This is a genomic window from Nonomuraea spiralis, assembly GCF_014648435.1.
GTDB classification, from domain to species: Bacteria; Actinomycetota; Actinomycetes; order Streptosporangiales; family Streptosporangiaceae; genus Nonomuraea; species Nonomuraea spiralis.
The window spans coordinates 266555-292932 of record NZ_BMRC01000002.1; the positions used below are offsets into that span (position 1 = coordinate 266555).

The 26378-nt window shown below is 71.7% G+C and carries 31 protein-coding genes; 16 read left to right on the plus strand and 15 right to left on the minus strand.

What is annotated here, in order from left to right; translation table 11 throughout:
* Positions 1–87 precede the first annotated feature (87 nt).
* Positions 88–636 (plus strand): YceI family protein, encoded by a 549-nt coding sequence (locus tag IEZ27_RS05120; protein ID WP_189646147.1) that lies wholly within the window; start codon positions 88–90, stop codon positions 634–636.
* On the opposite strand, the gene IEZ27_RS05125 is transcribed toward IEZ27_RS05120, so the two are convergent.
* A complete protein-coding gene (locus tag IEZ27_RS05125) occupies positions 596–2629 on the minus strand; it encodes an acyl-CoA dehydrogenase (protein WP_189646148.1) in 2034 nt (677 codons plus the stop codon). The genes IEZ27_RS05120 and IEZ27_RS05125 overlap by 41 nt on opposite strands.
* A gap of 307 nt (positions 2630–2936) precedes the next feature.
* Here IEZ27_RS05125 and IEZ27_RS05130 point away from each other — a divergent pair, with 307 nt between their 5' ends.
* From IEZ27_RS05130 to IEZ27_RS05140, 3 genes are read left to right on the plus strand one after another with little or no spacing between them, the layout of a single operon-like run.
* On the plus strand, positions 2937–3299 hold the full coding sequence (locus IEZ27_RS05130; RefSeq protein WP_189646149.1) for an RNHCP domain-containing protein: 363 nt from the start codon (positions 2937–2939) through the stop codon (positions 3297–3299).
* Position 3300: 1 nt separating this feature from the next.
* Positions 3301–3711, plus strand: a complete 411-nt coding sequence (locus IEZ27_RS05135; protein ID WP_125646247.1) for an RNHCP domain-containing protein — start codon at positions 3301–3303, stop codon at positions 3709–3711.
* Positions 3712–3766: 55 nt separating this feature from the next.
* Positions 3767–4477: a helix-turn-helix domain-containing protein gene (locus IEZ27_RS05140; protein WP_189646150.1), complete on the plus strand. Its 711-nt coding sequence runs from the start codon at positions 3767–3769 to the stop codon at positions 4475–4477.
* Here IEZ27_RS05140 and IEZ27_RS05145 read toward each other — a convergent pair.
* The 3 genes from IEZ27_RS05145 to IEZ27_RS05155 form a co-directional block, all read right to left on the minus strand.
* Positions 4459–5037, minus strand: coding sequence for a dihydrofolate reductase family protein (locus IEZ27_RS05145; protein WP_189646151.1), 579 nt, complete (start codon positions 5035–5037; stop codon positions 4459–4461). The two genes, IEZ27_RS05140 and IEZ27_RS05145, sit on opposite strands and share 19 nt — an antisense overlap.
* 195 nt (positions 5038–5232) lie before the next feature.
* Positions 5233–6111: a tetratricopeptide repeat protein gene (locus IEZ27_RS05150; RefSeq protein WP_189646152.1), complete on the minus strand. Its 879-nt coding sequence runs from the start codon at positions 6109–6111 to the stop codon at positions 5233–5235.
* A 17-nt stretch (positions 6112–6128) separates the two neighbouring features.
* Positions 6129–7574, minus strand: coding sequence for an aldehyde dehydrogenase family protein (locus IEZ27_RS05155; protein ID WP_189646153.1), 1446 nt, complete (start codon positions 7572–7574; stop codon positions 6129–6131).
* A 57-nt stretch (positions 7575–7631) separates the two neighbouring features.
* On the opposite strand from IEZ27_RS05155, the gene IEZ27_RS05160 reads away from it, so the two are divergent.
* On the plus strand, positions 7632–8222 hold the full coding sequence (locus IEZ27_RS05160; RefSeq protein ID WP_189646154.1) for a GNAT family N-acetyltransferase: 591 nt from the start codon (positions 7632–7634) through the stop codon (positions 8220–8222).
* A gap of 9 nt (positions 8223–8231) precedes the next feature.
* Positions 8232–8939 carry a peptidoglycan editing factor PgeF gene (gene pgeF / locus IEZ27_RS05165; RefSeq protein ID WP_189646155.1) on the plus strand — a complete coding sequence of 236 codons (708 nt, stop codon included), beginning with the start codon at positions 8232–8234 and terminating at the stop codon, positions 8937–8939.
* Between the two features lie 21 nt (positions 8940–8960).
* On the opposite strand, the gene IEZ27_RS05170 is transcribed toward pgeF, so the two are convergent.
* Genes IEZ27_RS05170 through IEZ27_RS05180 form a run of 3 tightly spaced genes read right to left on the minus strand, consistent with a single transcriptional unit; the run spans position 8961 to position 11185 of the window.
* On the minus strand, positions 8961–9302 hold the full coding sequence (locus IEZ27_RS05170) for a hypothetical protein (protein WP_189646156.1): 342 nt from the start codon (positions 9300–9302) through the stop codon (positions 8961–8963).
* Positions 9303–9329: 27 nt separating this feature from the next.
* Complete coding sequence (locus IEZ27_RS05175) at positions 9330–10466, minus strand: ATP-dependent DNA ligase (protein WP_189646157.1); 1137 nt, start codon at positions 10464–10466, stop codon at positions 9330–9332.
* Positions 10463–11185, minus strand: coding sequence for a pyrimidine reductase family protein (locus tag IEZ27_RS05180; protein WP_189646158.1), 723 nt, complete (start codon positions 11183–11185; stop codon positions 10463–10465). Before IEZ27_RS05180 ends, IEZ27_RS05175 begins: the two co-directional genes overlap by 4 nt.
* A 133-nt stretch (positions 11186–11318) precedes the next feature.
* Between IEZ27_RS05180 and IEZ27_RS05185 the strand changes: the two genes are divergently transcribed.
* Positions 11319–11720, plus strand: a complete 402-nt coding sequence (locus IEZ27_RS05185) for a hypothetical protein (RefSeq protein WP_189646159.1) — start codon at positions 11319–11321, stop codon at positions 11718–11720.
* A gap of 24 nt (positions 11721–11744) precedes the next feature.
* Here IEZ27_RS05185 and glgX read toward each other — a convergent pair whose 3' ends face one another.
* Positions 11745–13874 carry a glycogen debranching protein GlgX gene (gene glgX / locus IEZ27_RS05190; protein ID WP_189646160.1) on the minus strand — a complete coding sequence of 710 codons (2130 nt, stop codon included), beginning with the start codon at positions 13872–13874 and terminating at the stop codon, positions 11745–11747.
* Positions 13875–13907: 33 nt separating this feature from the next.
* Complete coding sequence (locus IEZ27_RS05195; RefSeq protein ID WP_189646161.1) at positions 13908–14333, minus strand: OsmC family protein; 426 nt, start codon at positions 14331–14333, stop codon at positions 13908–13910.
* A gap of 150 nt (positions 14334–14483) precedes the next feature.
* On the opposite strand from IEZ27_RS05195, the gene IEZ27_RS05200 reads away from it, so the two are divergent.
* From IEZ27_RS05200 to IEZ27_RS05210, 3 genes are all read left to right on the plus strand, one after another.
* Positions 14484–15041, plus strand: coding sequence for a sigma-70 family RNA polymerase sigma factor (locus IEZ27_RS05200; RefSeq protein WP_221762660.1), 558 nt, complete (start codon positions 14484–14486; stop codon positions 15039–15041).
* On the plus strand, positions 15041–15931 hold the full coding sequence (locus IEZ27_RS05205) for a maleylpyruvate isomerase family mycothiol-dependent enzyme (protein WP_189646162.1): 891 nt from the start codon (positions 15041–15043) through the stop codon (positions 15929–15931). The genes IEZ27_RS05200 and IEZ27_RS05205 overlap by 1 nt, the downstream gene beginning before the upstream one ends.
* A gap of 177 nt (positions 15932–16108) precedes the next feature.
* On the plus strand, positions 16109–16879 hold the full coding sequence (locus tag IEZ27_RS05210; protein WP_189646163.1) for a SigB/SigF/SigG family RNA polymerase sigma factor: 771 nt from the start codon (positions 16109–16111) through the stop codon (positions 16877–16879).
* A gap of 72 nt (positions 16880–16951) precedes the next feature.
* Here the strand turns inward: IEZ27_RS05210 and IEZ27_RS05215 are convergent, their stop codons facing one another.
* On the minus strand, positions 16952–18298 hold the full coding sequence (locus IEZ27_RS05215; RefSeq protein WP_229823304.1) for an ankyrin repeat domain-containing protein: 1347 nt from the start codon (positions 18296–18298) through the stop codon (positions 16952–16954).
* A gap of 136 nt (positions 18299–18434) precedes the next feature.
* On the opposite strand from IEZ27_RS05215, the gene IEZ27_RS05220 reads away from it, so the two are divergent.
* The 3 genes from IEZ27_RS05220 (at position 18435) to IEZ27_RS05230 (ending at position 20448) form a co-directional block, all read left to right on the plus strand.
* Positions 18435–19184, plus strand: a complete 750-nt coding sequence (locus IEZ27_RS05220) for a DUF1707 SHOCT-like domain-containing protein (RefSeq protein WP_189646164.1) — start codon at positions 18435–18437, stop codon at positions 19182–19184.
* A 71-nt stretch (positions 19185–19255) separates the two neighbouring features.
* Entirely contained in the window at positions 19256–19756 is a 501-nt protein-coding gene (locus IEZ27_RS05225) for a SigE family RNA polymerase sigma factor (RefSeq protein ID WP_189646165.1), read from the plus strand.
* Positions 19757–19758: 2 nt separating this feature from the next.
* A complete protein-coding gene (locus IEZ27_RS05230; RefSeq protein ID WP_189646166.1) occupies positions 19759–20448 on the plus strand; it encodes a hypothetical protein in 690 nt (229 codons plus the stop codon).
* A 4-nt stretch (positions 20449–20452) separates the two neighbouring features.
* On the opposite strand, the gene IEZ27_RS05235 is transcribed toward IEZ27_RS05230, so the two are convergent.
* The 5 genes from IEZ27_RS05235 to IEZ27_RS54880 all read right to left on the minus strand — a co-directional run bounded on the left by IEZ27_RS05235 (position 20453) and on the right by IEZ27_RS54880 (position 24136).
* Complete coding sequence (locus IEZ27_RS05235; RefSeq protein WP_229823311.1) at positions 20453–21193, minus strand: sirohydrochlorin chelatase; 741 nt, start codon at positions 21191–21193, stop codon at positions 20453–20455.
* A gap of 23 nt (positions 21194–21216) precedes the next feature.
* A complete protein-coding gene (locus IEZ27_RS05240) occupies positions 21217–21945 on the minus strand; it encodes a phosphoadenylyl-sulfate reductase (RefSeq protein WP_189646168.1) in 729 nt (242 codons plus the stop codon).
* A gap of 136 nt (positions 21946–22081) precedes the next feature.
* Positions 22082–23755 (minus strand): nitrite/sulfite reductase, encoded by a 1674-nt coding sequence (locus IEZ27_RS05245; protein WP_189646169.1) that lies wholly within the window; start codon positions 23753–23755, stop codon positions 22082–22084.
* A 104-nt stretch (positions 23756–23859) separates the two neighbouring features.
* Entirely contained in the window at positions 23860–23943 is an 84-nt protein-coding gene (locus IEZ27_RS55455) for a putative leader peptide (RefSeq protein ID WP_311132608.1), read from the minus strand.
* Between the two features lie 67 nt (positions 23944–24010).
* Positions 24011–24136 carry a hypothetical protein gene (locus IEZ27_RS54880; RefSeq protein ID WP_260478325.1) on the minus strand — a complete coding sequence of 42 codons (126 nt, stop codon included), beginning with the start codon at positions 24134–24136 and terminating at the stop codon, positions 24011–24013.
* A 55-nt stretch (positions 24137–24191) separates the two neighbouring features.
* On the opposite strand from IEZ27_RS54880, the gene IEZ27_RS05250 reads away from it, so the two are divergent.
* Genes IEZ27_RS05250 through IEZ27_RS05260 form a run of 3 tightly spaced genes read left to right on the plus strand, consistent with a single transcriptional unit; the run spans position 24192 to position 26375 of the window.
* On the plus strand, positions 24192–24956 hold the full coding sequence (locus IEZ27_RS05250; protein WP_189646492.1) for a TIGR03084 family metal-binding protein: 765 nt from the start codon (positions 24192–24194) through the stop codon (positions 24954–24956).
* A gap of 54 nt (positions 24957–25010) precedes the next feature.
* On the plus strand, positions 25011–25385 hold the full coding sequence (locus IEZ27_RS05255; RefSeq protein WP_189646170.1) for a YccF domain-containing protein: 375 nt from the start codon (positions 25011–25013) through the stop codon (positions 25383–25385).
* 57 nt (positions 25386–25442) lie between these two features.
* Entirely contained in the window at positions 25443–26375 is a 933-nt protein-coding gene (locus IEZ27_RS05260; RefSeq protein ID WP_229823316.1) for a YihY/virulence factor BrkB family protein, read from the plus strand.
* The last annotated feature ends 3 nt before the right edge of the window (positions 26376–26378 follow it).

Here is a 26378-nt window from a genome sequence, read left to right on the forward strand (position 1 = left end):
AAGTCGCATGCGCTCCCACCGATCGTCGCCCCCGCGACCGACGGCCCGCCCTGCCGGACCTCCCCCTCGCCGCCGTGCAATGGACCCATGACGAACCTTCCCCCGCTGGGCCGCTACGAGATCGACACCGAGAACTCCGGGATCCACTTCACCACCAGGCACCTGTTCGGCCTCGGCCGCGTGCGCGGCACGTTCGACATCAAGGCCGGGACCGTCGAGGTGGCCGAACCGCTCGCCGACTCCCGCGTGCGCGTGGAGATCGACGCGGCGAGCTTCCACACCGGCAACCACCAGCGCGACGAGGCGGTACGTTCCCCCCGCTTCCTCGACACCGCCCGCCACCCCACCATCACCTTCGCGGCGGGCGGCGGCGCCGACGGCACGACGCTGACCGGCACGCTCACCGTGGCCGGCGCCGAGCACCCGCTCACCCTCACCGTCGACGGTTGCGACGTGACCGCGAACGGCTTCACCGTCGTCGTCACCGCCCGCGTGGACCGCACCGCCTTCGGGGTGACCGCCATGCCCGGGATCGCGGCCCGCCACCTGGCGATGTCGGCCGAGGTGAGATGCGTGCGGGCCGGGGTCGCCGGGGTCACGGATCGCGGGGAAGGCCGAGCGCGCGCTCGGCGATGATGTTGAGCTGCACCTCCGTGGTGCCGCCGCCGATGGTGAAGGCCCGGGTGGCCAGGATCGTACGGTTCCAGTGGCGGTCGGCCGGGGCCAGCGACCAGCAGAACTCCGAGATCGCCTGCGCGTGGCGCATGCCCAGCAGCTTGCGCACGCTGGAGGCGGGCCCCGGGTCGGAGCCGGCCAGCCTGGACAGCGTCACGCGCAGCCCGAGCGCCGAGATCGCCTGGCCCTCGGCCCACAGGCGGCCCGCCTGCTCGCGCTGCGACTGCCGCAGCGGCGGCAGCGTGCCGATCAGCCGGACCATGTCGGTGTGCTGGGAGCCGGGCCCCCAGGAGTCGCCGAGCGCGACCCGCTCGTACGAGAGGGTGTCGCGGGCCACCCGCCAGCCGCCGTCCACCTCGCCGACCACCAGGTCGTCCGGGACGAAGACGTCGTCGAGGAAGACCTCGTTGAAGATCTCGTCCCCGTTGATCTCCTTGAGCGGCCTGACGGTGACGCCGGGGGAGGACATGTCCACCAGGAAGTACGTGATCCCCTCGTGCTTGGGCCTGTCCGGCGAGGTACGGGCCAGGCAGATGCCCCAGTGGGCGTACTGGGCGAGGGACGTCCAGATCTTCTGGCCGGTCAGCGTCCAGCCGCCCTCCACCCGGGTGGCCCTGGTCGCCAGCCCCGCCAGGTCGGACCCGGCCCCGGGCTCGCTGAACAGCTGGCACCACACGATCTCGCCGGTGAACGTCCTCGGCAGGAAGCGTTCCCGCTGCTCGCCGGTGCCGTACGCGACGATGGACGGGACCGCCCAGGCCGCGATCCCCAGGTTGGGGCGCTTGAGCCCGCGGAACTCCTGGTGGATGATCACCTGCTCCAGCGGCGTGGCCGCCCGGCCCCACGGCCTGGGCAGGTAGGGCATGATCCAGCCCTCCCGCGCGAACCGGCCCAGCCTGGCGAGCGGCTCCTCGCGGCGCAGCGACTCGGCCTGCGCCCTGATCGTGTCCCTGAGCGGGGTGGCCTCCTCGGGCAGGTCGGGCTCCATCGCGCGGCGCGTGCCCGCCACGGCCAGCTCCGCGACCCGTTCGGCCCACGGCCCCGGGTCCCCGGCGAGCATCCGGCCGGACAGGGCGCGGCGGTAGTGGCGGTGGGCGTCGTGCTCGAAGGTGTAGCCGATGCCGCCCAGCACCTGGATGGCGTCGGCCGCGCAGCGCACCGCCGCGTCCGGGCCGAGCACGGCGGCCACCCCGGCGGCCAGCCGCGCCTCCGCGGTGAGCGGGCCGGGGGCGTCCAGGGCGCGGGCGGCGTCCCAGACGGCGGCGCGGGCCTGCTCAAGGGCCACCAGCGCGGCGGCCACCCGGTGCTTGACGCCCTGGAACTGGCCGATCGGGCGGCCGAACTGCTCGCGGATCCTGGCGTGCGTGGCGGCCGCGCCGACCGCCCAGGCGGCGGTCCCGCACGCGTCGGCGCCGAGCAGCAGCGCGGCCAGTTCCCGTACCGGCACCGCACCCAGCAGGCGGTCCGGCGGGATCTCGCGGGCCGTGACCGTGCACAGGTCGCGGTCCAGGTCGATGCCCTCGGCGGGCTCGGCGGTCACGTGGGACCGGTCGAGCAGCGCCCACCCGTCGCCGTGCGGCACGAGGAACAGGTCCGCGCCGGCCGGCCCCAGGGCGAGCGGGCCGAGCACGACGGCCGCCGTCGACGTCCCGTCCGCGAGCCCGCCGAGCAGGCCCGCCAACGACCCGCCGCCGGGTGTGACGGCCGCTGATCGGGCGAGCGCCGCCGAGGTCAGCACGACCGGCAGGTACGGCCCCGCCACCCGCAGCTCGCCCAGCACCTCCAGCGCCACGCACAGCTCGACCAGCCCGTACCCCTGCCCGCCGTGCTCCTCCGGGAGGTGCAGCCCCAGCAGGTCCGGTCCCACCGGCGCCCGGTTCCCGCCGGTACGCCCCGCCGCCCCCCGTACGGAGGCGGCCAGCGCCCGGTGCTCCTCGCTCAGCCCGATCCCCATGGACGAACACTAGAACGATATTCTGTCAATCTCCAGGCCCGGGAAGATCTCCAGGTCCGGGAAAACCGTTGGCGCCGGACCGGTGGCGCTGGCTACGCTCGCTGCTGTCCTGTTCGAGACGACCTTTCCGGAAACGAGGTGGCTTAATGCCCGGCACGGCGCCCAGCGCGCCTCTACGTGTCACGGGTGTTTCCCGCCTTCCTTGAGGATCAGGACCGGACCACCTGTGGCACCAGCGTGCCTGTGAGGCCCGCTCGGCGCTCCCTTGCTGCTCTTTTCATGACAAATCCGGCAAGGAGACCCCAGGTTGTCTGCCAACGGCAAACCTCGTACCATCACCGACACCTTCGCCTGTGTGCGCTGCGGCCTGACCGTCGCCGCGCAGGCCCCCGACGGCGCCCGCCGCAACCACTGCCCGAGCTGCCTGCACTCGCTGCACGTGCTCGACCGGGTGGGGGGCGGCCCGTCGGAGTGCCGGTCGCGGATGAACCCGATCTCGATCGCGGTGCTCCGCACCGGCGACTGGATGGTCATCCATCGTTGCACCCGTTGCGGGGAGCTGACGTCCAACCCGATCTGCGGGGACGACAACCAGCTCATCCTCATGCGCATGGCGGTACGCCCGCTCGCGCAGCCGCCGTTCCCGCTCGAAGCGTTCGGCGACCTGTGACATGCCCAGGAGGAACCCCGGCCGGGCCCGGCCGCAACAACCCAAGCCCGTACGGCGAGCCGAGCGCGGCGAACGTGGCGACACGTTCCGCTGCGTCGGCTGCCGGCTGGACGTGCCGATGGACGCGCCGGGCACGGCGCACCGCAACCACTGCCCGCACTGCCTGACCAGCCTGCACGTCGACCACCGGATCCCGGGGGACCGGCGGGCGGGCTGCCGGGGCCCGATGGCGGCGCTGAGCGTCACCGTCAGGCCCGACGGGGAGTGGCTGATCATCCACCACTGCCAGGCGTGCGGCGGGCTGAGCGCCAACCGCATCGCCGGTGACGACAACGCGCTGGCGCTGCTGCGCATCGCCGTACGGCCGCTGTCCGACAGCCGCCTGCCGGTCAGCGCGCTGCTGGCGCTATGAGACGGCGGGCCGCCCTCCGGGGCGGCCCGCCCGAAGCCGTGCGTATTCTTCTTCCGTGGCACTGCGGTTCGAGACACGCGCGTCCGACTCACCGTGGGTCGACGCCGTGTGGAGCTGTACGAGCGAGCACGTCGCGGAGATGACCTCCGTCGCGGCGGTGAGCTGGGGCCTTGTCTTCTGGGAGCGCGAGGGCAGGGCGCACGCGGCCATTTCCGGTCCTGAGACCAAGACCGGCACCGCGCCGGTGCCGGAGGGCTCGACCTTCGTCGGCATCGAGTTCGCCGTGGGCACGTCGCTGCGCGCCGTCCCCCCGCCGACTCTGGTCGACGGGGGCGTCGAGCTCCCCGACACCATGCGCAGGACCTTCGTGCTGGACGGCGTCCGCTGGGAATCCCCCGCCCCCGACGACGCCGAGGCTCTGGTCGACCGCCTGGTCCGCGCCGGAGCCCTGGTCCGTGACCCGCTCGTCACCGAGGTCCGCCGAGGCCGCCGTCCAGAGGTTTCGGGACGAACCGTCGAACGCCGCTTCCGGGCGGCGACCGGGCTGACCCAGGGCGCCGTACGGCAGATCGAACGTGCACGCAGGGCCTCGGCGCTCCTGGCCTCCGGCGTCTCGGTCGCCGATGTCGTCTCCGGGCTCGAGTACTTCGACGAGCCACACCTGGCCCGTGCGCTGCGCCGGTACGTCGGCCGTACGGCGCGGCAACTCCGAGAGGGCACCGGCGGCGCGATCGCCCTGGATCTGGATCAGCTGACGACGTCGTAGATCAGCTTCACGATGCCGTTGGGGTAGGCCTCGGACGCCCGGAGGCTCAGCACCTGCTTGTCCCTGTCCGCCTCGGTGAACAGGCTCTTCCCGGCCCCGAGCAGCACCGGGAAGACGAGAAGGTGGTACCGGTCGATCAGGCCCGCCTCCGACAGCCGCCGGGCGAGCTCCGCGCTGCCATGGATGAAGATCGCGCCACCTTCGCTCTTCTTGAGCTCGACGACGTCGTCGGCCGAGCGCAGGATCGTCGTCGGCCCCCATCCCTCGACGAGGGCGTCGTCGGACAGCGTGGTCGAGACCACGTACTTGGGCAGGTCCTTGTAGGCGGCGTGGTCATCCGAGTCGCGCCAGATCGGCGCGAACGCCTCGTAGCTCCGGCGGCCGAACATCAGCGCTGTCGTGTCCTCAAGTTCCTCGCCTTTCAGAGAGAAGGCCTCGGGCAGGAATTCGATGTCCTTGACCACCCAGCCGCCGCTGCGGTGCTCCTCGCCCGGCCCACCGCCCGGGGAGTCCACAACGCCGTCAAGCGACATGAATCCGGTATAGATCAGATCACGCATGTGCTGTTCTCCTCATGGTCGGCGACGCGAGGTCGCCAGGCAGATCGGCAAGCGGGCCGCAGTGCCATGCCGACGCGGCGGCGGAACGCCCGCGCTCATGCTACGAAGCGGTCACCGCGACCGTCTTGTACGGAAACGACGGCAGCACGGTTGACCGAACCAGCGCAGTCATGGCGCGACGAGGACAGCCCTCAGCTAGTCGTCGCCGAACTCCAGGCGCAGGGCCAGGGTGAAGTCGGACACCGCCTCCTCGTGGCGCTCCATCTCCTGGAAGATCTCGCCGCGCACCCGGTAGGCCCAGATGTAGTCGGGGTCCAGCTCGACGGCCCGGTTGAGGTCGCGCAGGGCGGCCTCGTTGTCGCCCATCTCGCTCAGCACCGCGCCCCGGCTGCCGAACGCGCGGTCGTTGTCGGGGTCGAGCTCGACCGCGCGGTTCAGGTCGGCCAGCGCCTCCTGGTAGCGGTCGATCATGCGCAGCGCCTCGCCGCGCCGGCTGAGCGCCCGGACGTGCTCGGGGTCGGCCCGCAAAGCCCTCGTGTAGTCGTCGATGGCCTCGGTGTAGAGATGCATGCGCTGGTAGAGGTCACCGCGCGCCACCCACGAGTACGCCAGCTCCTCGTTCAACGCGATGATCTTGGCGTGCTCGTCCAGGGCCTCGTCCAGCCGGTCGAGGTCCACCAGGGCGTCGGCCTTGGCCTCCAGGATCCACAGGGACTCGGGGGCGAGGGTGAGCGCGTGGTCGAAGTCGTCCATCGCCTCCTCCAGCCGGCCGAGCGCCGCGTACGCCTGGCCGCGCGAGCCCAGTGCGTACGCGCTGTCCGGTTCCAGTCTCAACGACTCGTCGAAGTCCTCCAGGGCGGCCTCGTACCGCTCGATGACCCGGTGGCTCTCGCCGCGCAGCCGCCAGGACCGGGCGTTGTCCGGGACCAGCGCGATCGACTCGGTCAGATCCGCGATCGCGGCCTCATGCCGCGACAGCGCGATGTACGATTCGGCTCGGCTGCGCAACACGGACGCACGCGACTGGGCGGCTGCCTCGGACAGATCGGACTGGTCGTTGATCCCCTCGCTCATGGAGGGAATCTATCTAACTAAATCTGGATGATGGCCGCCTTTTCCCGGGTGTACTCAAGGACGGAATCGTGGCCGTACCCGCTGTCCTTCACGCCTCCGAACGGCAGGCCCGGAGGCATCTGGCGGTAGGTGTTCACCCAGACGGTCCCGCTCTCCAGATCCCGTACGAACCGGTGCGCCCGTCCCAGGTCCCGCGTCCACACCCCGGCCGCCAGCCCGTACGGTGAGTCGTTGGCGATCGCCAGCGCCTGCTCGTCGCTCTCGAACGGGATGGCCACCGCCACCGGCCCGAAGATCTCCTCCTGGCAGATCCGCAGCCCGTTGTCCTCGGTCGTGTAGAGCGTGGGCGCCACCCAGTAGCCGCCCGGCAGGCCGGGCACCACCTCGGCCCCCGCCCGCCCGCCGAAGACCAGCTCGGCCCCCTCCTTCTCGGCCGTCTCCAGGTACGACCGCACCCGCTCGAACTGCCCGGCCGACACGATCGGGCCCATGGTCGTGGCCAGGTCGAGGGGGTCGTCCAGGACCAGCCCGGCGCAGATCCGCCTGATCCGGCCGAGCAGGTCGTCCCAGATCGACCGGTGGACGAGGATCCGCGAGCCGGCCACGCACACCTGCCCGGCGTTGCCCGTGTAGACCGAGTTCACGGTGACGCCCTGCGCGGCGGCGTCCAGGTCGGCGTCCGGGAAGACGATGTTGGGCGACTTGCCGCCCAGCTCGAACGTCAGCGGTTTCAGCGCGTCCGCCGAGGCCCTGGTGATGGCCTGGCCGGTGGCCGTCGAGCCGGTGAGGCTGACCTTGGCGACGTCCCGGTGCCGGACCAGGGCGTCGCCGACCTCCTCGCCGAGCCCGCTGACGATGTTCAGCACGCCGGGCGGGAACACCTCGGCCAGCAGCTCGCCGAGCCGCAGCACCGACGCGCTTGCCTGCTCGGCGGGCTTGACGATCACCGTGTTCCCGGCGGCGAGGGCGTAGGCGGCCTTGGCGGAGAACGTCGAGACGGGGGAGTTCCACGGGATGATGCAGACCGCCACCCCGTACGGCTCGCGCCGCGTCAGGCCCAGCGTGTCCGGCCCCAGCACGACGGTGTCGCCCTTGACCGCGTCCAGGCACTGCCCGGCCGCGAGCTGCCACAGGTACGCCATGCCCGGCAGGTCCTTCTTGAGCGTGTCGCGCAGGATCCGGCCGTTGTCGCGGGTCTCCAGCCGGGCCAGTTCCTCGGCGTGCCGGCCGAACAGCTCCGACACCTTGCGCAGGAAGTGCGCCCGGCCCAGCGCGGGCATGGCGGACCAGGCGGGGAAGGCCGCCCGCGCCGCCGCCACGGCGGCCTCGGCCTCCCGCGCGCCGCTCGCCGGGATCTGGGCCCACACCTCGCCCGTGGCGGGGTTGACGGTGTCCATCGTCCGGTCGGCGCGGACCAGCTCGCCGCCGATGAGATTACGGTACTCAGGCACGCGCCCAAGCATATGCTTGCTTGCCGTAGCCGGACCAGCCCCGGACGGATCGGGGCATAATGGTCAGCTGTGACGATCGATCTGACCTGGCCGGAAACCGCCGGCGAACCCGTGCTCGCCGCCGTCCACCGCGTGCTGCACGCAGTCGTCGAGCTGGGCGGCGCGGTCGGTCACCTGACGCCGCCCGCGCGGGAGGTGACCGACCCCTGGGTGGCGGCCACGCTCGCGGCGGTCACCGAGGGAGAGGCCCGCCTCGCCCTCGCCGCGGTCGACGGCACCGTCCAGGCGATGGGGTTGTGGCGGCGCAGCCCAGAGGCGGTCTTCCGGCACTCCGCCGAGATCGGCAAGGTCATGACGCACCCGGCGGCGCGCGGCCTCGGCCTCGGCAGGCTGGTGGTGGCCGGGCTCGCCGACGACGCCCGCGCGGCCGGCGTCGAGACGCTCACGCTGCGCGTGCGCGGCAACAACCACGGCGCGATCGCGCTGTACGAGAGCCTCGGGTTCCGCGAGTGGGGACGGCTGCCGAACGTCGTCGAGGTGGGCGAATGGCGCTTCGACGAGGTGAGCATGTACCTGGACCTCGGCCGCCCGCCCGGCCTCATCCTCCACGGCTCGGCCCCCGGCGGGCCGGGCGGTTCCCCGGCCCCGGCCCGCGGCTAGGATCGCAACATGCAGCTGGCCCCCGGAGTCCACGCCGTCATCACCGACCGCCACGGAGGGGTCAGCGCCCCGCCGTACGCCTCGCGCAACCTCGGCGGCATGGTCGGCGACGACCCGGCGGCCGTACGCGCCAACCGCGAGAGCCTGGTGGCCGAGCTGGGCGTGCGCGCCGTCGTCTACATGCGCCAGATCCACAGTGCCGAGGTCGCCCTCGTGAGCGAGCCGTTCGGCGACGACCCGCCGCCGCTCGACGGCGTGTTCACCACCGAGCCGCGACTGGCGCTGGCCTCGCTGGGCGCCGACTGCCCGGCCGTGCTGGTGGCCGACCCCCAGGCCCGCATGGTCGGCGCCGCCCACTCCGGCCGTCCCGGCACCGAGGCCGGCGTCGCCACCGCCCTGGTCGAGGCCATGGCCGCCAAGGGCGCGCGGCCCGGCAGGATGGTCGCGCTGATCGGGCCCGGCGCCTGCGGGCGCTGTTACGAGGTGCCGGCCGAGCTGCGCGAGCAGGTCGCCGCCAAGGTGCCGCCGACGTGGTCGACGACGTCGTGGGGCACCCCGGCGCTCGACCTGCGGGCCGGGATCGAGTCGCAGCTCAGGGCGGCGGGCGTGCCCGACGTACGGCACGACGCGCGCTGCACGATCGAGTCGCCCGAGCTCTACTCACACCGCCGCGAGCAGCCCGGCGGCCGCTTCGCCGGTATCGTCTGGCTCGACTGACCGCCGCCGCGCGGCCGGGGGCTACTTCCCGCGGGAGCTGTTGAAGACCACGTTGACGATGATGATCCCGACCCAGATCGGGACCAGCGCCGCCATCCGGCCCCCGCCCGCGAACGCCAGCGCGATCGTGGACAGCGTGCCCAGCGAGAGCGAGACGATCGCCAGCGCCAGCCGCTGCCCCTCGGAGCTCCTGCTGACCGGCGCCTTGGCGCGCGGGGCCGTGGTGGCCAGGCGCTCGTCGACCCGCCGGTCGACCTCCTGCCCCACCTTGTCGAGGAACGACTCCACCAGCGCGTCCTCGAAGTCGGGGCCGAGGTCGCGCCGCGCGGACACGGCCGCCTTGAGTTCATCACCGGTGGTCATATGGGAGAGACTAAACCGCTTTGCCCCTCAACGGGCGAGGATGTCGTCCAGATCGTACCGGACCGGCCGTTCCAGCTGCTCGTACGTGCACGACTCGGGTGTACGGTCGGGCCGCCACCGCCGGAAATGCGCCGTGTGCCGGAACCGGTCGCCCTCCATCTGGTCGTAGGCCACCTCGATCACCAGCTCGGGCCGGATCGGGATGAACGACAGGTCCTTCTTGGCGCTCCACCGCGACACCGCGCCCGGCACCCGCTGCCCGCCGGTCGCGGGCCCCGCCGCCGGCTGCCCGGCGTTGGCCGCGGCCTGCTCGGCCCAGTGGCCCCACGGATGGTCGCTCAGCTCCGCCAGGTACGGCTTCAGCTCCTCCACCAGCTCGGCCCTGCGCGCCATCGGGAACGAGGCCGCCACGCCCACGTGATGGAGCCTGCCGTCGTCGCCGTAGAGGCCGAGCAGCAGCGAGCCGACGATGGGCCCGCTCTTGTGCTCGCGGTAGCCGCAGATCACCACGTCGGCCGTACGCTCGTGCTTGACCTTGAACATCGTGCGCTTGTCGGGCACGTACGGCTGGTCGCCCGGCTTGACGATGATCCCGTCGAGCCCGGCCCCCTCGAACGTCTCGAACCACTCGCGCGCCTGCTCGTCGGTGGTCGTGACCGGCGTCAGCCGGATGGACCCGCCCTTGCCCGGGAACAGCTCCTCAAGCCGCCGCCGCCGCTGCGAGAACGGCTCCTCCATCAGCGACTCGTCGCCCACGGCCAGCAGGTCGAAGGCGATGAACTGGGCCGGCGTCTGCTCCGAGAGCAGCTTGACCCGCGAGGCGGCCGGATGGATGCGCTGCTGGAGGGCGTCGAAGTCGAGCTGCGCGCCCCGGGGCAACACGATCTCGCCGTCGATCACCACCTTGTCGGGCAGCTCGGCCTTCACCGCCTCGACCAGCTCCGGGAAGTATCGGGTGAACGGCCGCTCGTTGCGGCTGCCGAGGTAGACCTCGTCGCCGTCCCTGAACACGATGCAGCGGAAGCCGTCCCACTTGGGCTCGTAGAACAGCGTGCCGTCCTGTTTGGGCATGGCCTTGACCGGCTTGGCCAGCATCGGCGGCACGGGTGGTCGCACCGGCAGGTTGGGCACCGGCTCCGGCTCTGCGATCGGCTGCTCGGTCATGGGCTCTGCTCCCTCGTGTATCTGCAGAAGAGGACCCCCTCCTCTTCCAGGACCTGGTGGAGGTCCAGCGGGACCTGCGCGGCCACGCCGTTCAGTATGCGGGCCGCGCCGCCCGCGACCAGCATGGGACTCACCGACAGGCACAACTCGTCGATCAGGTCGTCGGCCGAGAGCTGGGCGTTGATGCGCGGGCCGCCCTCGCACAGGACGCGGGTCAGCCCCCGCTCGTGCAGCTCGCGTACGGCCAGCCGCATGTCGACGCCCTCGTCGCCGGCGATGACCAGGTCGGAGCGCTGGGCGCCGAGCTTGCGCCGCTCGGCGGGCGCGGCCTCGCAGGTGATGACGATCGTCGGGCTGGTCGCGTCGGTGAACAGCTCGCCGTCGAGGTCGAGGTCGAGGCTGCGGGTGATCACCGCGATCGGCGGCACCTCGGGACGGCCGGCCCGGAGCGAGGACCAGGAGGCACGCGGCTTGACCGGGCCGTAGCCCTCGGTGCGGACGGTCGCAGCACCCGCGACGATCACGTCGGACAGCCCGCGCAGGATCCCGAAGATGCGTTTGTCGCCCCTGCTCGACAGCCCGCCCGAGCGCCCCTTCAGCCAGGCGGCCCCGTCGGCGCTGGACACCATGTTGAGCCGGAGCCACGGCCGGTCCTCGGGGTAGGCGTACGCCTGCTCGATGTCCGGATTGTCTTGAAAGTCGGGATAGATGCGCCGCACTCCTCTACCTTGGCATACCCCACCGACAATCGATCCCAAGGGGGTTTTGCGGCCGATAGCACTTTTGGGCAACTGAAGGACGAACGACCGGTTGTCTGCGTACCGTGGCGGCAGGGACGCACCGGGAGGGGACGTGGGCCTGGTCACCGCCGTGACATGGACGATCGCCGCACTGATCGGGGTCTACCTGCTCTGCCGCCGGCTCTCGGCCGGCGGCCTGCGCGGACAGGAGGCCAAGGTCACCCGCTTCCCCGTGGTGTTGCTGCTGTCCCATCCGGCGCTGGCGGTGTCGTCGCTGGCCTGCTGGGTCGCGTACGTGCTCACCGGCAGTGGCCCCCTGGCCTTCGCCGCGTTCGGCGGGCTCACCGTGGCGGCGCTGCTCGGCTTCACGATGTTCACCCGCTGGCTCGGCGGCGGACGCCACCAGCGGCGGGCCGGCGGCTTCCCGGTGCTCGCGGTGATCCTGCACGGCGTGGCCGGGGTGACCACGTTCGCCCTGGTCCTGCTCACGGCCGGCATGGCCCGCCTCTTCTGAGGCTTCTCCTCCACGACCGGCGGGCTACGGCCTCGCCGGCTCCCTGGGCAGCCGCAGGACCTGGAACGACCGGGAGGTGACCGCCACCAGGTCGCCCGGCCGCCACCGCTCGTCGCCGAACGCCTCCTCGACCACGTCGTGGGCGGTGTCGAGCACCGGCAGCCACTCGGCCCCGAACTCCGGCCCCGGCAGCGTGAACGACAGGTTCTCGTGGTGGGCGTTGACGAGCAGGAGGAAGGAGTCGTCCACGATCCGCTCGCCACGGGGGCCCGGCTCGGTGATGGCCTCGCCGTTGAGGTAGACCATGAGCGACTTGGCGTAGCCGGTGTGCCAGTCGCCGGCCGTCATCTCCTTGCCGCCCGGGGTCAGCCAGACCAGGTCGCGCGTGCCGTTCTCGGAGTGGCGGCCGTGGAAGAAGCGGCGGCGCTGGAAGACCGGGTGCTCGCGGCGCAACTTCGACAGCGTACGGACGAACGCCAGCAGGTCGGACTCGGCGTGCAACATCGACCAGTCGATCCAGGCCAGCTCGTTGTCCTGGCAGTAGGCGTTGTTGTTGCCGCGCTGGGTACGGCCGATCTCGTCGCCGTGGGAGAGCATGGGCACGCCCTGCGACAGGAACAGCGTGGTCAGGAAGTTGCGGCGCTGGCGGCGGCGGAGCGCGACGATGTCCGGGTCCTCCACCGGGCCCTCGGCGCCGCAGTTCCAGGAGCGGTTGTCGTTGGTGCCGTCGCGGTTGTCCTCTGCGTTGGCCTCGTTGTGCTTGTGGTCGTAGGAGACCAGGTCGGTCAGGGTGAAGCCGTCGTGGCAGGTGACGAAGTTGATCGAGGCGACCGGGCGGCGGCCGGAGGACTCGTACAGGTCGGCCGAGCCGGTCAGGCGGGAGGCGAACTCGGGAAGGGCGGAATGGGTGCCCCTCCAGAAATCTCTTACGGTGTCGCGGTACTTGCCGTTCCACTCCGTCCAGAGCGGCGGGAAGTTCCCGACCTGGTACCCGCCCGGCCCGACGTCCCAGGGTTCGGCGATCAGCTTCACCTGCGAGATCACCGGGTCCTGCTGGATGAGGTCGAAGAACGCGCTCAGCCGGTCGACGTCGTGCAGCTCCCTGGCCAGCGCCGAGGCCAGGTCGAAGCGGAAGCCGTCGACGTGCATGTCCAGCACCCAGTAGCGCAGCGAGTCCATGATGAGCTGCAGCGCGTGCGGCGAGCGCACGTTGAGTGAGTTGCCGCACCCGGTGTAGTCGAGGTAGTAGCGCCGGTCGCCGTCGTGCAGCCGGTAGTAGTTGACGTTGTCGATGCCACGGAAGCCCAGGGTGGGCCCCATGTGGTCGCCCTCGGCGGTGTGGTTGTAGACCACGTCGAGGATGACCTCGATGCCCGCCTCGTGCAGCGCCCGCACCATGGCCTTGAACTCCAGCACCTGCTGGCCCCGGGTGCCCGAGCCCGAGTAGCGCCCGTGGGGCGCCAGGTAGGCCATCGTGTTGTAGCCCCAGTAGTTGGTCAGCCCCCGGGCCACCAGGAAGTGCTCGGGCACGTAGTGGTGCACCGGCATGAGCTCGACCGCCGTCACCCCGATCGACAGCAGGTGCTCGATGATCGCCGGATGCCCCACCCCCGCGTACGTGCCGCGCAGGTCCTGCGGCACGCCCGGGTGGCGCATGGTCAGCCCCCGCACGTGGGCCTCGTAGATCACCGTCTCGTGGTACGGGATGCGCGGCGGCCGGTCGTTGCCCCACTCGAAGAACGGATTGATCACCACGTTCTTCGGCATGTACGGCGCGCTGTCCTCCCTGTTGCGCACCGACGGATCGGTGAAGTAGTAGGGGAACAGCGCCTCGTTCCAGGTCAGCTCGCCGTCGAGGGCCTTGGCGTAGGGGTCGAGCAGCAGCTTGGAGGGGTCGCAACGACGCCCCTGCGACGGCTCGTACGGCCCGTGGACGCGGTAGCCGTAACGCTGGCCCGGCTGGATGCCCGGCAGGTAGCCGTGCCAGACGAAGCCGTCGACCTCGGGGAGCGGCACCCGCTCCTCGCTGTCGTCATCGTGAAAAAGGCACAGCTCGACCCGCTCGGCGACCTCGGAGAACACGGCAAAGCTGGTGCCGACGCCGTCCCAGGTGCCGCCGAGTGGATAGGGCTCGCCCGGCCAGACCTCGCGCATGTGACCCGATTGTCGCACGCCAACGCGCTGTCGTTAGAGGAGTTGGGCGTTCAGGGTGATCGTGGTGCCCGCCAGCGCCTTGCTGACCGGGCAGTTGGCCTTGGCCGTGGCGGCGGCCTCCTGGAACTGCTCGGCCGTGATGCCCGGGACCTGCCCCTGAACCGTGAGCACGATGCCCGTGATGCCCTCGCCCGGCTGGAACGTCACGTCGGCGCTCGTGCTCAGCGACTCGGGCGGGGTGCCGGCGCCGGCCAGGGCGTGGGAGAGGGCCATGGAGAAGCAGGAGGAATGGGCGGCCGCGATGAGCTCCTCCGGCGAGGTCTTGCCGCCCGCCGCCTCGGCCCTGGAGGGCCAGGAGACCTCGAACGTGCCCACGCCCGAGGTGTCGAGCGAGACGGTGCCCGAGCCGTTGAGCAGGTTGCCCTTCCACTGCGTGGTGGCGGTGCGGGTGGTGGCCATGGCGGGTGATCCTTCCGGTCGGCGTCCTTCGACACTATCGCGGCCCCACAAAGTCGGTGGCGCGGGTCATCCAGCTCAACATTTCCGGCGAATAGTGACATGCTCGGGTCGCGGCGCACCCGCCGCCTTGGTCCGGATCACGGGAGTGTGGTGCCAGTGGAGGCACCGTACGACGACCGCCTGCTGCACCAGCGGGTGGTCGGCGGCGACGAGTCCGCGCTCGGGGAGGTCTACGATCGGCTGTCCGCGCTGATCTTCGGGCTCGCCTTACGGGTCACCAGGGACCGTGTGATCGCCGAGGACATCACGCAGGAGGTGTTCCTGGTGTTCTGGGAGCGCCCGCTGGCCTACGACCCGGAGCGCGGCACGCTGCGCGCCTGGCTGGCCACGATCGCGCACCGGCGCGCGGTCGACCACGTACGGGCCGAGGAACGGCGCCGGGTCTCCGCGCTCGGACCGAGGCTGTTCGAGCGCGAACCGGCGAGGCTGGAGGACGCCGTGCTCGCCGCCGAGGAGGCCGAGCGGGTGCGGCAGGCGGTGACGTCGCTGCCCGAGGGCCTGCGCCAGGCGGTGGAGCTGGCCTACTTCGGCGGACGGACGTACCGGCAGGTGAGCGAGGAACTGGGTGTGCCCGAGGGCACGGCCAAGTCGCGCATCCGGCTGGCGCTGCGGCGCCTGGCGGACGCGCTGGCGGAGGAAGAAGTGTGATGGATCCTGTCGAGCGCCTCTATCTGGACGCGTTGATGGAGGACCCGGCGGTGCCGGCCGGCTCCCTGCGGCCCCAGCTCCTGGCCGGCGCGAGGGCCCGCCGCCGCCCGGCGGCCCCGACCGCCGAGTGGGCGCGGCCGTACGCGGGCCGTGTGGCCGCCCTGGACGCGCTGCTGGCCTCGGCCGTGGACGACGACTGGTCGCGGGTCATCGTCGAGGGCTGGACGCTCCAGGAACTCGTCGCCCACCTGGCCGCCAAGGACGGCCTGCTGGCCGCCTCCGTCGGCGCGCCCGTGCTCGGCCCGCCGATGGCGGCGCGCGACGCGGCCGGCCGCACGGCCGACGTGCAGGCGTACGAGCGGGCCCGCAGCCCCGAGCAGACCAGGCGCGACTGGCGGGCCCAGGCCGACGCCCTGTGCCGCCACCTGGACGGCCTCGACCCGGCCACCCCCGCCACCGTGGACGGCATGGAGTCGGTCGTGCGCGACCACATCCTGGCCAGGTGCCTGGAGACCTGGGTGCACACCGGCGACGCCGCCCGCGTGGCCGAGATCCGACTGCCGGACCCCGTGCCCGAGCACATCCGGCCAACGGCCGACCTGTGCGCCCGCCTGCTGCCCTGGACGATGCTCTTCTCCGGCCTGGACGGCTCGGGCCGCACCCTCCGCCTCACGCTGACCGGCGCGGGCGGCGGCGAGTGGCTGCTCCCGCTCGGCGTCGCCGACACCGGCCCCGGCACGCCGGACGCCCATGTCACGGCGGACGTGGTGGCGTTCTGCTTCCTGCTGGGCGGCAGGGGGGAGCCGGACGGCTTCCCCGCCGAGTTGTCGGGCGACCTGGCGCTGGCCCGCGACGTCCTGACCTCGGCACCCGCTCTGTCGGGGCCGTGAGCAAAGACACTGTGATCTATTCGTGACCTAATATAAGGTGATAAATCGGGATCCATGGGGAATCCTTGATCCGGAAGTCCAGCAGAGGGCTTCGACTCACGTTCAAACGTGGCGTGCCTCTGCCTGGGCTTTTTTTCATGGGACGGGGCCCGCCATCGGGCATATGGAGCTACTCAGATGGCCGTCCTGGATATCGCACTCGACGAAATGACCGCCGAACAGCTTCTGGCTGAGATGAACAGGCCGGAAGCCTCCGACGAGCACAAGGCCCGCATCCGCGAGCGCGTCGTCACCATGTACGACTCCCTCGTCATCGAGGTCACGCGCCGCTACCGCCACCAGCGCGAGCCGATGGAGGACCTGCGCCAGGCCGCGTACGTCGGCCTGATGAAGGCCATCAACGGCTTCGACCCCGAGCTCGGCCACGAGTTCCGCGGCTACGCCATGATCACCATGGTGGGCGAGGTCAAGCGGCACTTCCGCGACCGCACCTGGGCCGTCAAGGTGCCGCGCGTCTACCAGGAGCGCCGCCTGGAGCTCAACAAGGCCACCTCCGAGCTCACCCAGACGCTCGGCCACTCACCGACCGTCGCCGAGCTCGCCGCGCACATGGGCATCACGGACGAGGACGTCCTGCTCACCATGGACGCCTCGACCGCCTACAGCGCCCTGTCGCTGGACGCGCCCGTCGGCGGCGACAACGACGGCGCCGACCTGGGCGACTTCCTGCCCGCGCAGGACGACGGGCTGGACACGCTGCTCGGCAGGCACGCCGTCAAGCCGCTCATCGACGCCCTCCCGTCGCGGGAGCGCAACATCCTGCTGATGCGCTTCTACGGCAACATGACCCAGTCGGAGATCGCCGCCGAGTTCGGCATCTCGCAGATGCACGTCTCCCGCATCCTGCGTTCCGTGCTCACGCAGTTCCGCACCGCCCTGTCGGACTGACCGGCCGGGCGGGCGGGCCCGGCTCCGGCCGGGAAGCCGCGCCCCCGCCGGACTGAGACGGGGGCGCCTGGCTCACTCCGCGCCGATCTGCGTGACGAGGTCCCGGGCGTAGTCGTCGTCGCTCTCCTCCAGCACCCGCCTGATCCCCCGCTCGGCCCGCTCGTCGCCGCGCGCCGCGAGCCCCCGGGCCGCCTCGGCCACCGTACGCAGGTCGGCGTCGCCGAGCCGGTCGGCCAGCGCCTCGCGGATGCGGGGTGTGTCCTCCGACAACCCGGCCAGCCCGGCCGTGGCCCAGTCGCGGATCTCGGCCTCCTCGTCCCGGGACATCTCGACCAGCAGGGACAGGCCCTCCTCGTGGCCGGGCGGCAGGACGTCGGCCAGCGCGATGGCGTCCGTCATCGTGCGGTTGTGTCCAGGCCGGCCGATGATGTCGAGCACGGCGGGCAGCGCGCGCGGGTCGCCCTGGTGGCCGAGCGCGGCCAGCACCGAGCGCAGGACCTGCGGGTTGCCCTCGGTGGTCACCATCTTCTGCAGCAGCGCCAGGGTCCGGTCCAGGTAGGGCTTCGCGCCGTCGGCGAAGCCGAACTGGGCGATCGCGTCCACCCCGAACTCCCGCTCCCGGGCGTCCTCGCTCACGCACAGCCGGGCCAGGGCCTCGTACGTCTCGTCGTCGGCCCGGCGGCCCAGCGAGTCGGCCACGATCCACCAGGTCTCGGCGTCCTCGTCGACGTCGCGGTGGGACACGGCCCTGGCGACGAGCTGCTCGACCGGCGTGTAGACGCCCGCCGCGTCCTCCAGGAGGGTCGCGACGGCGGCGTGGCCGCGCTGGGCCTGCACCTGCTCGGTCTGCGAGCCGTCGGGGGAGCGGCCGGCCACGGTGACCAGCTCGGTGCCGTCCTTGGCGTACTGGCGGCCGACGACGTACTCCCAGCCCTCCTGGGCGATCTGGTCGAGAAGCGCGGACTCCAGGTGCACGCCCACCCAGTCGGCCGCGATGTCGAGCGGGCTGTCGCCGTCGCCGTCGAACTTCTCGTGGTCGGCGCCCGCCTCCAGCAGCGTCTGCACCACGCCCAGCGCCCCGCGCCTGGCGGCCAGTGTGAGGGGCGTGTCGCCGTCCTCGTTGGCCGCGTCGACCTCGGCCCCGGCCTCGATCAGCACGCTCGCGGTGGCGGCGTGGCCGTTGGCGGCGGCCCACAGCAGCGCGGACCAGCCGCCGGCCTCGCGGCCGTTGGCCTCGGCCCCGGCCGCGAGCAGCGCCTCGGCGACCTCGACCCGGTCCCAGGCGGCGGCGGCGCAGAGCGGCAGCCCGGCCTCCTCGCCCTCGCTGGGCCGGTTGGGGTCGGCGCCGGCGGCGAGCAGCTTGCCCACGGTTTCGGTCTCGCCGTTCAACGCCGCGCGGTAGAGCTGTTCCTCATGCATGACAGGACCCTAGCGTCTTCGCCGTACGAGGCCCGCCGGGGCACGCGCCCATCTCCGGGCGCCCATCCCAACGATGTAGAGATGTTCCTCCCCCGGGAGGAGTCCGAATCGGGGCAAGACGCGATATGTTGCGTCTATGACAGAACCGGGTGAGGTGCGAGCGTCGGACGCCGAGCGCGAGGCCGTCGTGGAACAGCTCCGCGTCGCCTCGGTCGAGGGCAGGCTCACGCTCGCCGAGCTCACCGACCGCACCGAGGCCGCCTACACCGCGACCACGCACGCCGAACTGGCCCTGCTCACCCAGGACCTCCCCACGGGCGGCACGCCCATGCCCACCGCCCCGGCCCGCTCGGGCGGCAAGCGGCGCTGGTTCGTCGGCATCATGGGCGACACCAAGCGGCGCGGCACCTGGCGCATCGACCAGGAGCTCGGCGCGGTCGCCGTGATGGGCGACGTGCTGCTCGACCTGCGCGAGGCCGAGGTGCGTACGGACGTGGTGGACGTGACGGCGGTGTCCGTGATGGGCGACGTCAAGATCATCGTGCCGGACGGCGTGAACGTGGACCTCGACGGCGTCGCCGTGATGGGCGACAAGCGGGTCGACGTGCTGGAGGCCGCGCCCGGCATGAACGTCCCGGTGATCAGGGTGCGCGCCTACGCCGTGATGGGCGACGTCAAGGTGCTCGGCGACTCGCGCGCCCAGCCGCTCAAGCGCGGCCTCACCGCCTGGCGCGAGCACTGGCGGGCGCTGCACGGCGACGACTGGCGTGCGATCGGCCGCCAGATGCGCGACGACGCCCGCGAGGTCGGCCGGCAGATCCGCGACGAGCACCGCGCCCTGGAACGCGACCGCCGCGGCCGCCGCCGCGACTACCGGGATTACTGAGACCGTGCAACGTACGCGGGGGTCTTCGGCGTAGTGATCGGTGAACATCACCGGACAGTGAGGACCCCTCGATGCGGGATCGTGCCGACTTCGAGCGCTACGTCGAGCAGCGCTCGGCCCGCCTGCTCAGGACGGCCTACCTGCTGTGCCACGACTGGGCCACGGCGGAGGACCTGACGCAGACCGCGCTGGCCAGGGCCTGGCTGGCCTGGCGGCGCGTCGGCGCGAACCCCGACCCGTACGTCTACCGCATCCTCACCAACACGCACGCCTCCTGGTGGCGGCGGCGCTGGCGGGGCGAGGTGGCCACGGGCGACCTCCCGGACCGCCCGCACGACCAGGACGACACGGCCGGGTTCGGCACCAGGGACGCGCTCCGCGCCGCCCTCGCCGCGCTCCCGGCCAAGCAGCGGGCCGTGATCGTGCTGCGGTACTTCGAGGACCTGCCCGACGAGGCGATCGCCGGGATCGTGGGCTGTTCGGTGGCCACCGTACGCAGCCAGGCCAGCCGCGCGCTGGCCAAGCTGCGGCTCGATCCAGCGGCCAGGGCCGCGGCGGAGACGGGAAGCTGACCATGACAGAACAACGATTGCGCGACCTGCTCGACCACGACAGCGCCGACGCGCCCCCGGGCGGGGTACGCCTGGCCGACGTGGACGCCCGCGTCCGCGGCATCCGGCGGCGCAGGGGCCGCCTGGCGGGCTCGGTGGCGGCGGCGGCCCTGGCGGTCACGGCCGTCACGGTGCTCACCGTGGACACCCGGCCCGTGACGCGGCCCGCCCCCGCGGCCGGGGGCGTGTGGGCCGGCGCCCTGGCCCAGCCGGCGCCCGACCGGGCCCAGCCCGGACTGCCGCTCTTCCACGGCTACTCCCAGGGAGGCAGGCGGGAGACGTTCACCTTCAGGGCGAAGGCGGAGAAACTGTCCTTCGCCCTCACCTGCCCGACCGGCGGCTACGGGCTGGTCTGGCTCAACGGCGACCTGGTCGCCACCGGCGCGTGCGGGCCCACGGTCCGGCAGGCTCCCGGATGGTTCGGCGACGCCACGGCCCGCGACGGCGTGAACGAGGTGAGCGCCGCCGTCGTGCGCGCCGCCGACGCGGGCACCGGCACGGTGACCGCCGCGGGCGCCGACCTGCTGCTGGCCAGGACCGCGACCTACCCCGCCGAGTGGCGGCTGACGCTGGTGGACGCCCGTACCCGCTCGTGCCGGCCCGAGGTGGTCAGGGTCGATCCGAGGTCCGGCGAGATCACGGCTCGGTGCTGAGTGTTCAGCCGGCCATCGGCACGCGGTCGCGCAGGGCCGACTCGTACCGCTCCAGCAGCACGTCCACCAGCTCGGGCGCCGGGCCGAGCACGTCGGCGCAGACGGCCGGCGCGGTGACCCGGCGGATCTTGTCGGCGAAGAAGCCGGGCGCCAGCAGGTAGGGGGCGACGGCCACGCGGGGCGCTCCCGCCGCCCGCAGCCGTGCGACGGCCTCCTCCGGCGTGGGGCCGGCGGCCGAGGCGTAGGCCGCGGTCACCGTCCACCAGCCGGCGCGCCGCCACGTACGGGCCAGGTCGGCGATCACCGTGTTGGCCCTGGCGTCGCTCGACCCGGCCGAGACCAGGACCACCGCCGTGCCGGGGTCGCCGGGCGGCACGCCCGCCTCGGCCAGCCGCCGTTCCAGCGCCGGCAGCAGCAGCGGGTGCGGCCCGAGCGTCGTGCCGTAGCGCACCCGCAGGCGCGGGTCGCGCGCGCGGGCCTCGTTGAGCGCGGCGGGCAGGTCGACCCGGCTGTGGTACGCCTCGGTGAGCAGCAGCGGCAGCACCACGGCCTCGCACAGCCCGTCGAGCGCCTGCCCGAGCGAGGGCGCGCAGTGGTCGAGGTAGGCCACCCGCACCGGCACGTCGGGACGCGCCAGGCGCACGCGCTCCAGCAGCGCGGCCACGGTGGCGGCCGCACGCGGGTCGCGCGACCCGTGCGCGACCGCCACCAGTGGCACGCGGCCGGGGGCCGGCCCGTCTGCCAACGGGACGCGGCCCCTGCCGGGGATCACAGGTGAATGCCGCATTCGACCTTCCCCAGCCCCGCCCAGCGGCCGCTGCGCGGGTCCTCGCCCTCGGCGACCTGGCGGGTGCACGGCGCGCAGCCGATCGAGGGGTAGTTGTCGTAGTGCAACGGGTTGATCAGCACGCCGTTGTCTGCGATGTAGTTGTCGACGTCCTCCTGCGTCCAGGCGGCGATCGGGTTGACCTTCACCATCTGGCGCTTGGCGTCCCACTCGACGACCTTGGTGCTCGTACGGCTGGACGCCTCGTCCCGCCGGATGCCGGAGATCCACGCCAGGTACGGCTCCAGCGCCCGGTTCAGCGGCTCCACCTTGCGCAGGTAGCAGCACAGGTCCGGGTTGCGGCCGAACAGGCGCGGCCCGAGGTCGCGATCCTGCTCCTGGACCGTCCTGGACGGCTTGATGTCGATCACGTTGACGTCATAGACCTGCCGCACCGCGTCACGGGTGCCGATCGTCTCGGCGAAGTGGTAGCCGGTGTCGATGAACAGCACGTCCACACCGGGTTTGACGCGGCTCACCAGATCGATGAGCAACGCGTCGCTCATGGAGGACGTCAGGCACAACCGGTCGCCGAACGTCGCCGCGGCCCACCGGATGATCTCCCTGGCCGGGGCGCCCTCAAGGAACGTGGCGGCGGACTCGACGATGTCCTGAAGGTCGAGCGTGCCACGTTGATCTCTTAAACCGACCTCGATGTCGACCAGCGTCATATCTTCACTCCGATCCCGAGAAACTTCAGCTTGAACGCGCGGGCGCAGGCGCGGCAGTACCAGCCGCCGTCTCCCTCGTAGGGCTCCAGATCCTCGTCGCCGCAGTACGGGCAGTGGAAGGGAACCGCTCGCGTGGTCATTTCAGGTCCGCCTCGTCGGCGCGCTGCACCCAGTCGGCGAAGGACTCGCCTTCCTTCTTCTGGGTGTCGTAGTTGCCCACCACGCGCTCGACGTAGTCGGGCAGGGCCTTGGCGGTGGTCTTCAGGCCGCGCACCTTGCGGCCGAAGCCCGACCCGACGCCGAGCGAGCCGCCCAGGTGGATCTGGTAGCCCTCGACCTGCTCGCCGTTCTCGTCCACGACGAGCTGGCCCTTCAGGCCGATGTCGGCGACCTGGATGCGGGCGCAGGAGTTGGGGCAGCCGTTGACGTTGATGGTGAGCGGCTGCTCGAAGTCGGGCAGCCGCCGCTCCAGCTCGTCGATCAGGTGCGCCGCGGTGGCCTTGGTCTCGACGATGGCGAGCTTGCAGTACTCGATGCCGGTGCAGGCCATCGTCTGGCGGCGGAACGTGGAGGGGTTGACCTGGAGGTCGTTGGCCTCCAGCTCGGCCACGAGGGATTCCACCCGGTCGGGGGCGACGTCGAGGACGACCATCTTCTGCTCGACGGTGGTGCGCACCCGGTCAGAGCCGTGCCGCTCGGCGATGTCGGCGATCGCGTGCAGCTTGTCGCCGTCGAGGCGGCCCACCTTGGGCGCGAAGCCCACGTAGAAGTTGCCGTCGTTCTGCGGGTAGACGCCCACGTGGTCGCGGCGGCTGCCGCGCGGCAGGGTGGGCGCGGGGCCGTCGGGCAGGCTCTCCTTGACGTACTCGGTCTCCAGCACCTCGCGGAACTTCTCCACGCCCCAGTCGTTGACCAGGAACTTCAGCCGGGCCCTGTGGCGCAGCCGCCGGTAGCCGTAGTCGCGGAAGATGCCGATCACGCCCGCGTAGACGTCGTTGACGCGCTCGGGGCTGACGAAGACGCCGAGGCGCTTGGCCAGCATCGGGTTGGTGGACAGGCCGCCGCCGACCCACAGGTCGTAGCCGGCCTCGCCGTGCTCGTTGACCACGCCGACGAACGCCACGTCGTTGATCTCGTGCACGGTGCAGTGGGCCGGGCAGCCGCTCAGCGCGCTCTTGAACTTGCGCGGCAGGTTGGAGTACGCGGGGTTGCCGATGAACTCCCGGTTGATCGAGTGGATGTCGTCGGTGGCGTCGAGCACCTCCTCGGCGTCGATCCCGGCCAGCGGGCAGCCCAGGATGACGCGCGGGGTGTCGCCGCACGCCTCGGTGGTGGACAGGCCCACGGCCTCCAGGCGCTCCCAGATGTCGGGCACCGACTCGATCTCGATCCAGTGGAGCTGGATGTTCTGGCGGTCGGTCAGGTCGGCGGTGCCGCGGGCGTACTCGTTGGCGATGTCGGCGATCGTGCGCAGCTGGCGCAGGTCGAGCTGGCCGCCGTCGATGCGTACGCGGAGCATGAAGTAGCGGTCGTCGAGCTCCTCCGGCTCCAGGATCGCGGTCTTGCCGCCGTCGATGCCGGGCTTGCGCTGGGTGTAGAGGCCGTACCAGCGCATGCGTCCGCGCAGGTCGGCGGGGTCGATCGAGTCGAAGCCCCGCTTGGAGTAGATGTCGATGATGCGCTGGCGGACGTTAAGGCCGTCGTCGTTCTTCTTGTTCTCTTCGTTCTTGTTCAGCGGCTCCCGGTAACCGAGAGCCCACTGGCCTTCGCCGCGCGGGCGCTTGTGATGCCGGCTGGCAGGGGTGCTCATTGCGCGTCCTTCGGTTCGTGGGCGCGCGCAGCGTTCCTCCTGCCTCGTCGTCGAGTGCAGGGGTTCAGGGTGGGTGCGACGCGCTCTGCGGTGGAGAAGATGAGTTAGCGGGCGTCGCAACAGATGGCACTGCGGACACGCTGAAGGTCGACGTGGCGTCGACCGACGAGCATGGGGTCCGCTGGCATACCTCCGAAGATACTCCGGTGACCCCGGATGTCCAAGATGGGGTCCAGAGTCTGGACTTCCGGGGCCCTATCCCTGGCGCGGCCAGTCGAGCGCCGACTCCTGGGGCCGCTCCTCGCTCTGGTGCTGGCAGTCGCACCAGGAGCCGCCGCGGCAGTCGTCGTGACGCTTGTCCTTGCAGCTCTCGCAGATCACGTCTGCATTATTCTCCTAGAACCTTGTTCGGGTTAGGCTGGCGCCCGTGGATCTCATGGCCGGACTGCTCACCGACCTCCAAGCCGAGACCGATTCGCTGGAGGCGCTGCTCGCGCCTCTGCGGCCCGCGGGCTGGGAGACGCCCACGCCCGCCGAGGGGTGGGCCGTACGCGACCAGGTGAGCCACCTGGCCTGGTTCGACGACGCCGCCGCGCTCGCGGTCACCGACCCGGACGCCTTCCTGGCCCTGGTCGCCCGGACCGGCTCGGTGGACGACCTGGCCGAGGCGTCCCGCGGCCTGCCGCCGGGGGAGCTGCACGCCTGGTTCCGTACGGCGCGGGCCCGTTCCCTGGAGGCGTTCGCCGCGCTCGGCGCCCGTACCCGGGTGCCCTGGTTCGGCCCGGCGATGTCGGGCGCGTCGTTCGTCACCGCGCGCCTGATGGAGACCTGGGCCCACGGCCAGGACGTCGCCGACGCGCTCGGCGTCGCCAGGGAGCCCACCGACCGGCTGCGGCACGTGGCCCTGCTCGGCTTCCGCGCCCGGCCCTACAGCTTCGCCGCCCGCGGCCTGCCCCAGCCCGCCGAACCCGTACGGGTCGAGCTCACGACCCCGGCCGGCGACCCGTGGACCGCCGGGCCCCCGGACGCCCGAGCCGTCGTACGCGGCCCGATGCTCGACTTCTGCCTGCTGGCCACCCAGCGCGTCCACCTGTCGGACACGGCCCTGGAGACGGCGGGGGAGCCCGCCCGCGCCTGGATGGAGATCGCCCAGGCGTTCGCCGGGCCGCCCGGGAAGGGACGGCCGCCCCGGTCAGGGTAAGTTCAGGGTCCTACCGGATGACGTGGACCGCACGCCCGGTGACATGCTGTGAGCATGCGCACCATTCTGAACGTCATCTGGCTGGTGTTCGCCGGAATCTGGCTGGCGATCGGCTACGCCGTGGCCGGGGTCATCTGCTGCGTCCTCATCGTCACGATCCCGTTCGGCATCGCCTCGTTCAGGATCGCCGCCTACGCCCTGTGGCCGTTCGGCCGGACGGTCGTACGCGATCCGGACGCCGGCGTCTTCTCCCTGATCGGCAACATCATCTGGTGCGTGGTCGCGGGCGTCTGGCTGGCGATCGGGCACGTGGTCACCTCGATCCCGCTGTTCATCTCCATCATCGGCATCCCCATGGGCATCGCGAACCTCAAGCTGATCCCCGTCTCGCTCCTCCCGCTGGGCGCGCGCATCGTGGACAACGACTAGGGCAGGAGCCGGGACGTAAGCTGTCCCGGAGAGTAACTGCGAATACCTTTGGGTGCCATGACGTCCACCGATGCGCGTTCCCGGCCGAAGAGGCGGCTCGCCTCCAACGCCCGGGCCAGGCTGAACTGGGTGCTCGACACCAACGCGTGGGCGATCGTGCGCGCGGCCACCAACGCGGGTGTCAACTACCGCGTCACCGGCCTGGCCGGCGAGGCGGCGTTCTTCGCACTGCTGTCGCTGCCGCCGTTCGTGCTGGGCCTGATCGGCGTGCTCGGCAAGCTCGGCACCTGGCTCGGCGGCGGCGTCGTCACCGAGGTCAAGACCTGGGTGATCGAGCAGGCCGGGCTGCTGTTCACCGACGAGGCCGTCAAGAAGGTGATCAGTCCGCTCATCACCGACGTGCTCAGGGACGACGCCAACAAGGTCTCGATCATCTCCCTCGGCTTCCTGCTGTCGCTGTGGTCGGGCTCGCGGGCGCTCTACGTCTACGTCGACCTGATCTCGGTCGCGTACGGGCTGGGGGAGGAACGCGGCATCATCCGCACCCGGCTGATGTCCTTCGGCCTCTACGTCGTCGGCCTGATCATCGGCATCATCGTCATGCCGATCCTCGTCATCGGCCCCACCCTGCTCAAGGACGCCCTCCCCGGCGAGTACGGCATCCTCATCGACATCCTCTACTGGCCGGTCGTGATCAGCGGCTCGGTGCTCTTCCTCACCGTGCTCTACCACGTCAGCGTGCCGGTGCGGACCAAGTGGTACCGGGAGCTGCCCGGCGCGATCCTGGCCCTGTTCCTGTGGATCCTGTGCGCGGCCGTGCTGCGGGCGGTGCTGGCGGCCTGGTTCTCGCCCGTCTCCGTCTACGGCTCACTCGCCGCCCCGATCGCGCTGCTGCTGTGGCTCTACATCACCGCCCTGGCCGTGCTCATCGGGGCCATCCTGAACGCCGAGGTCGACCGGCTCTGGCCGGGAGAGAGCCGGACCAAGTAGCGG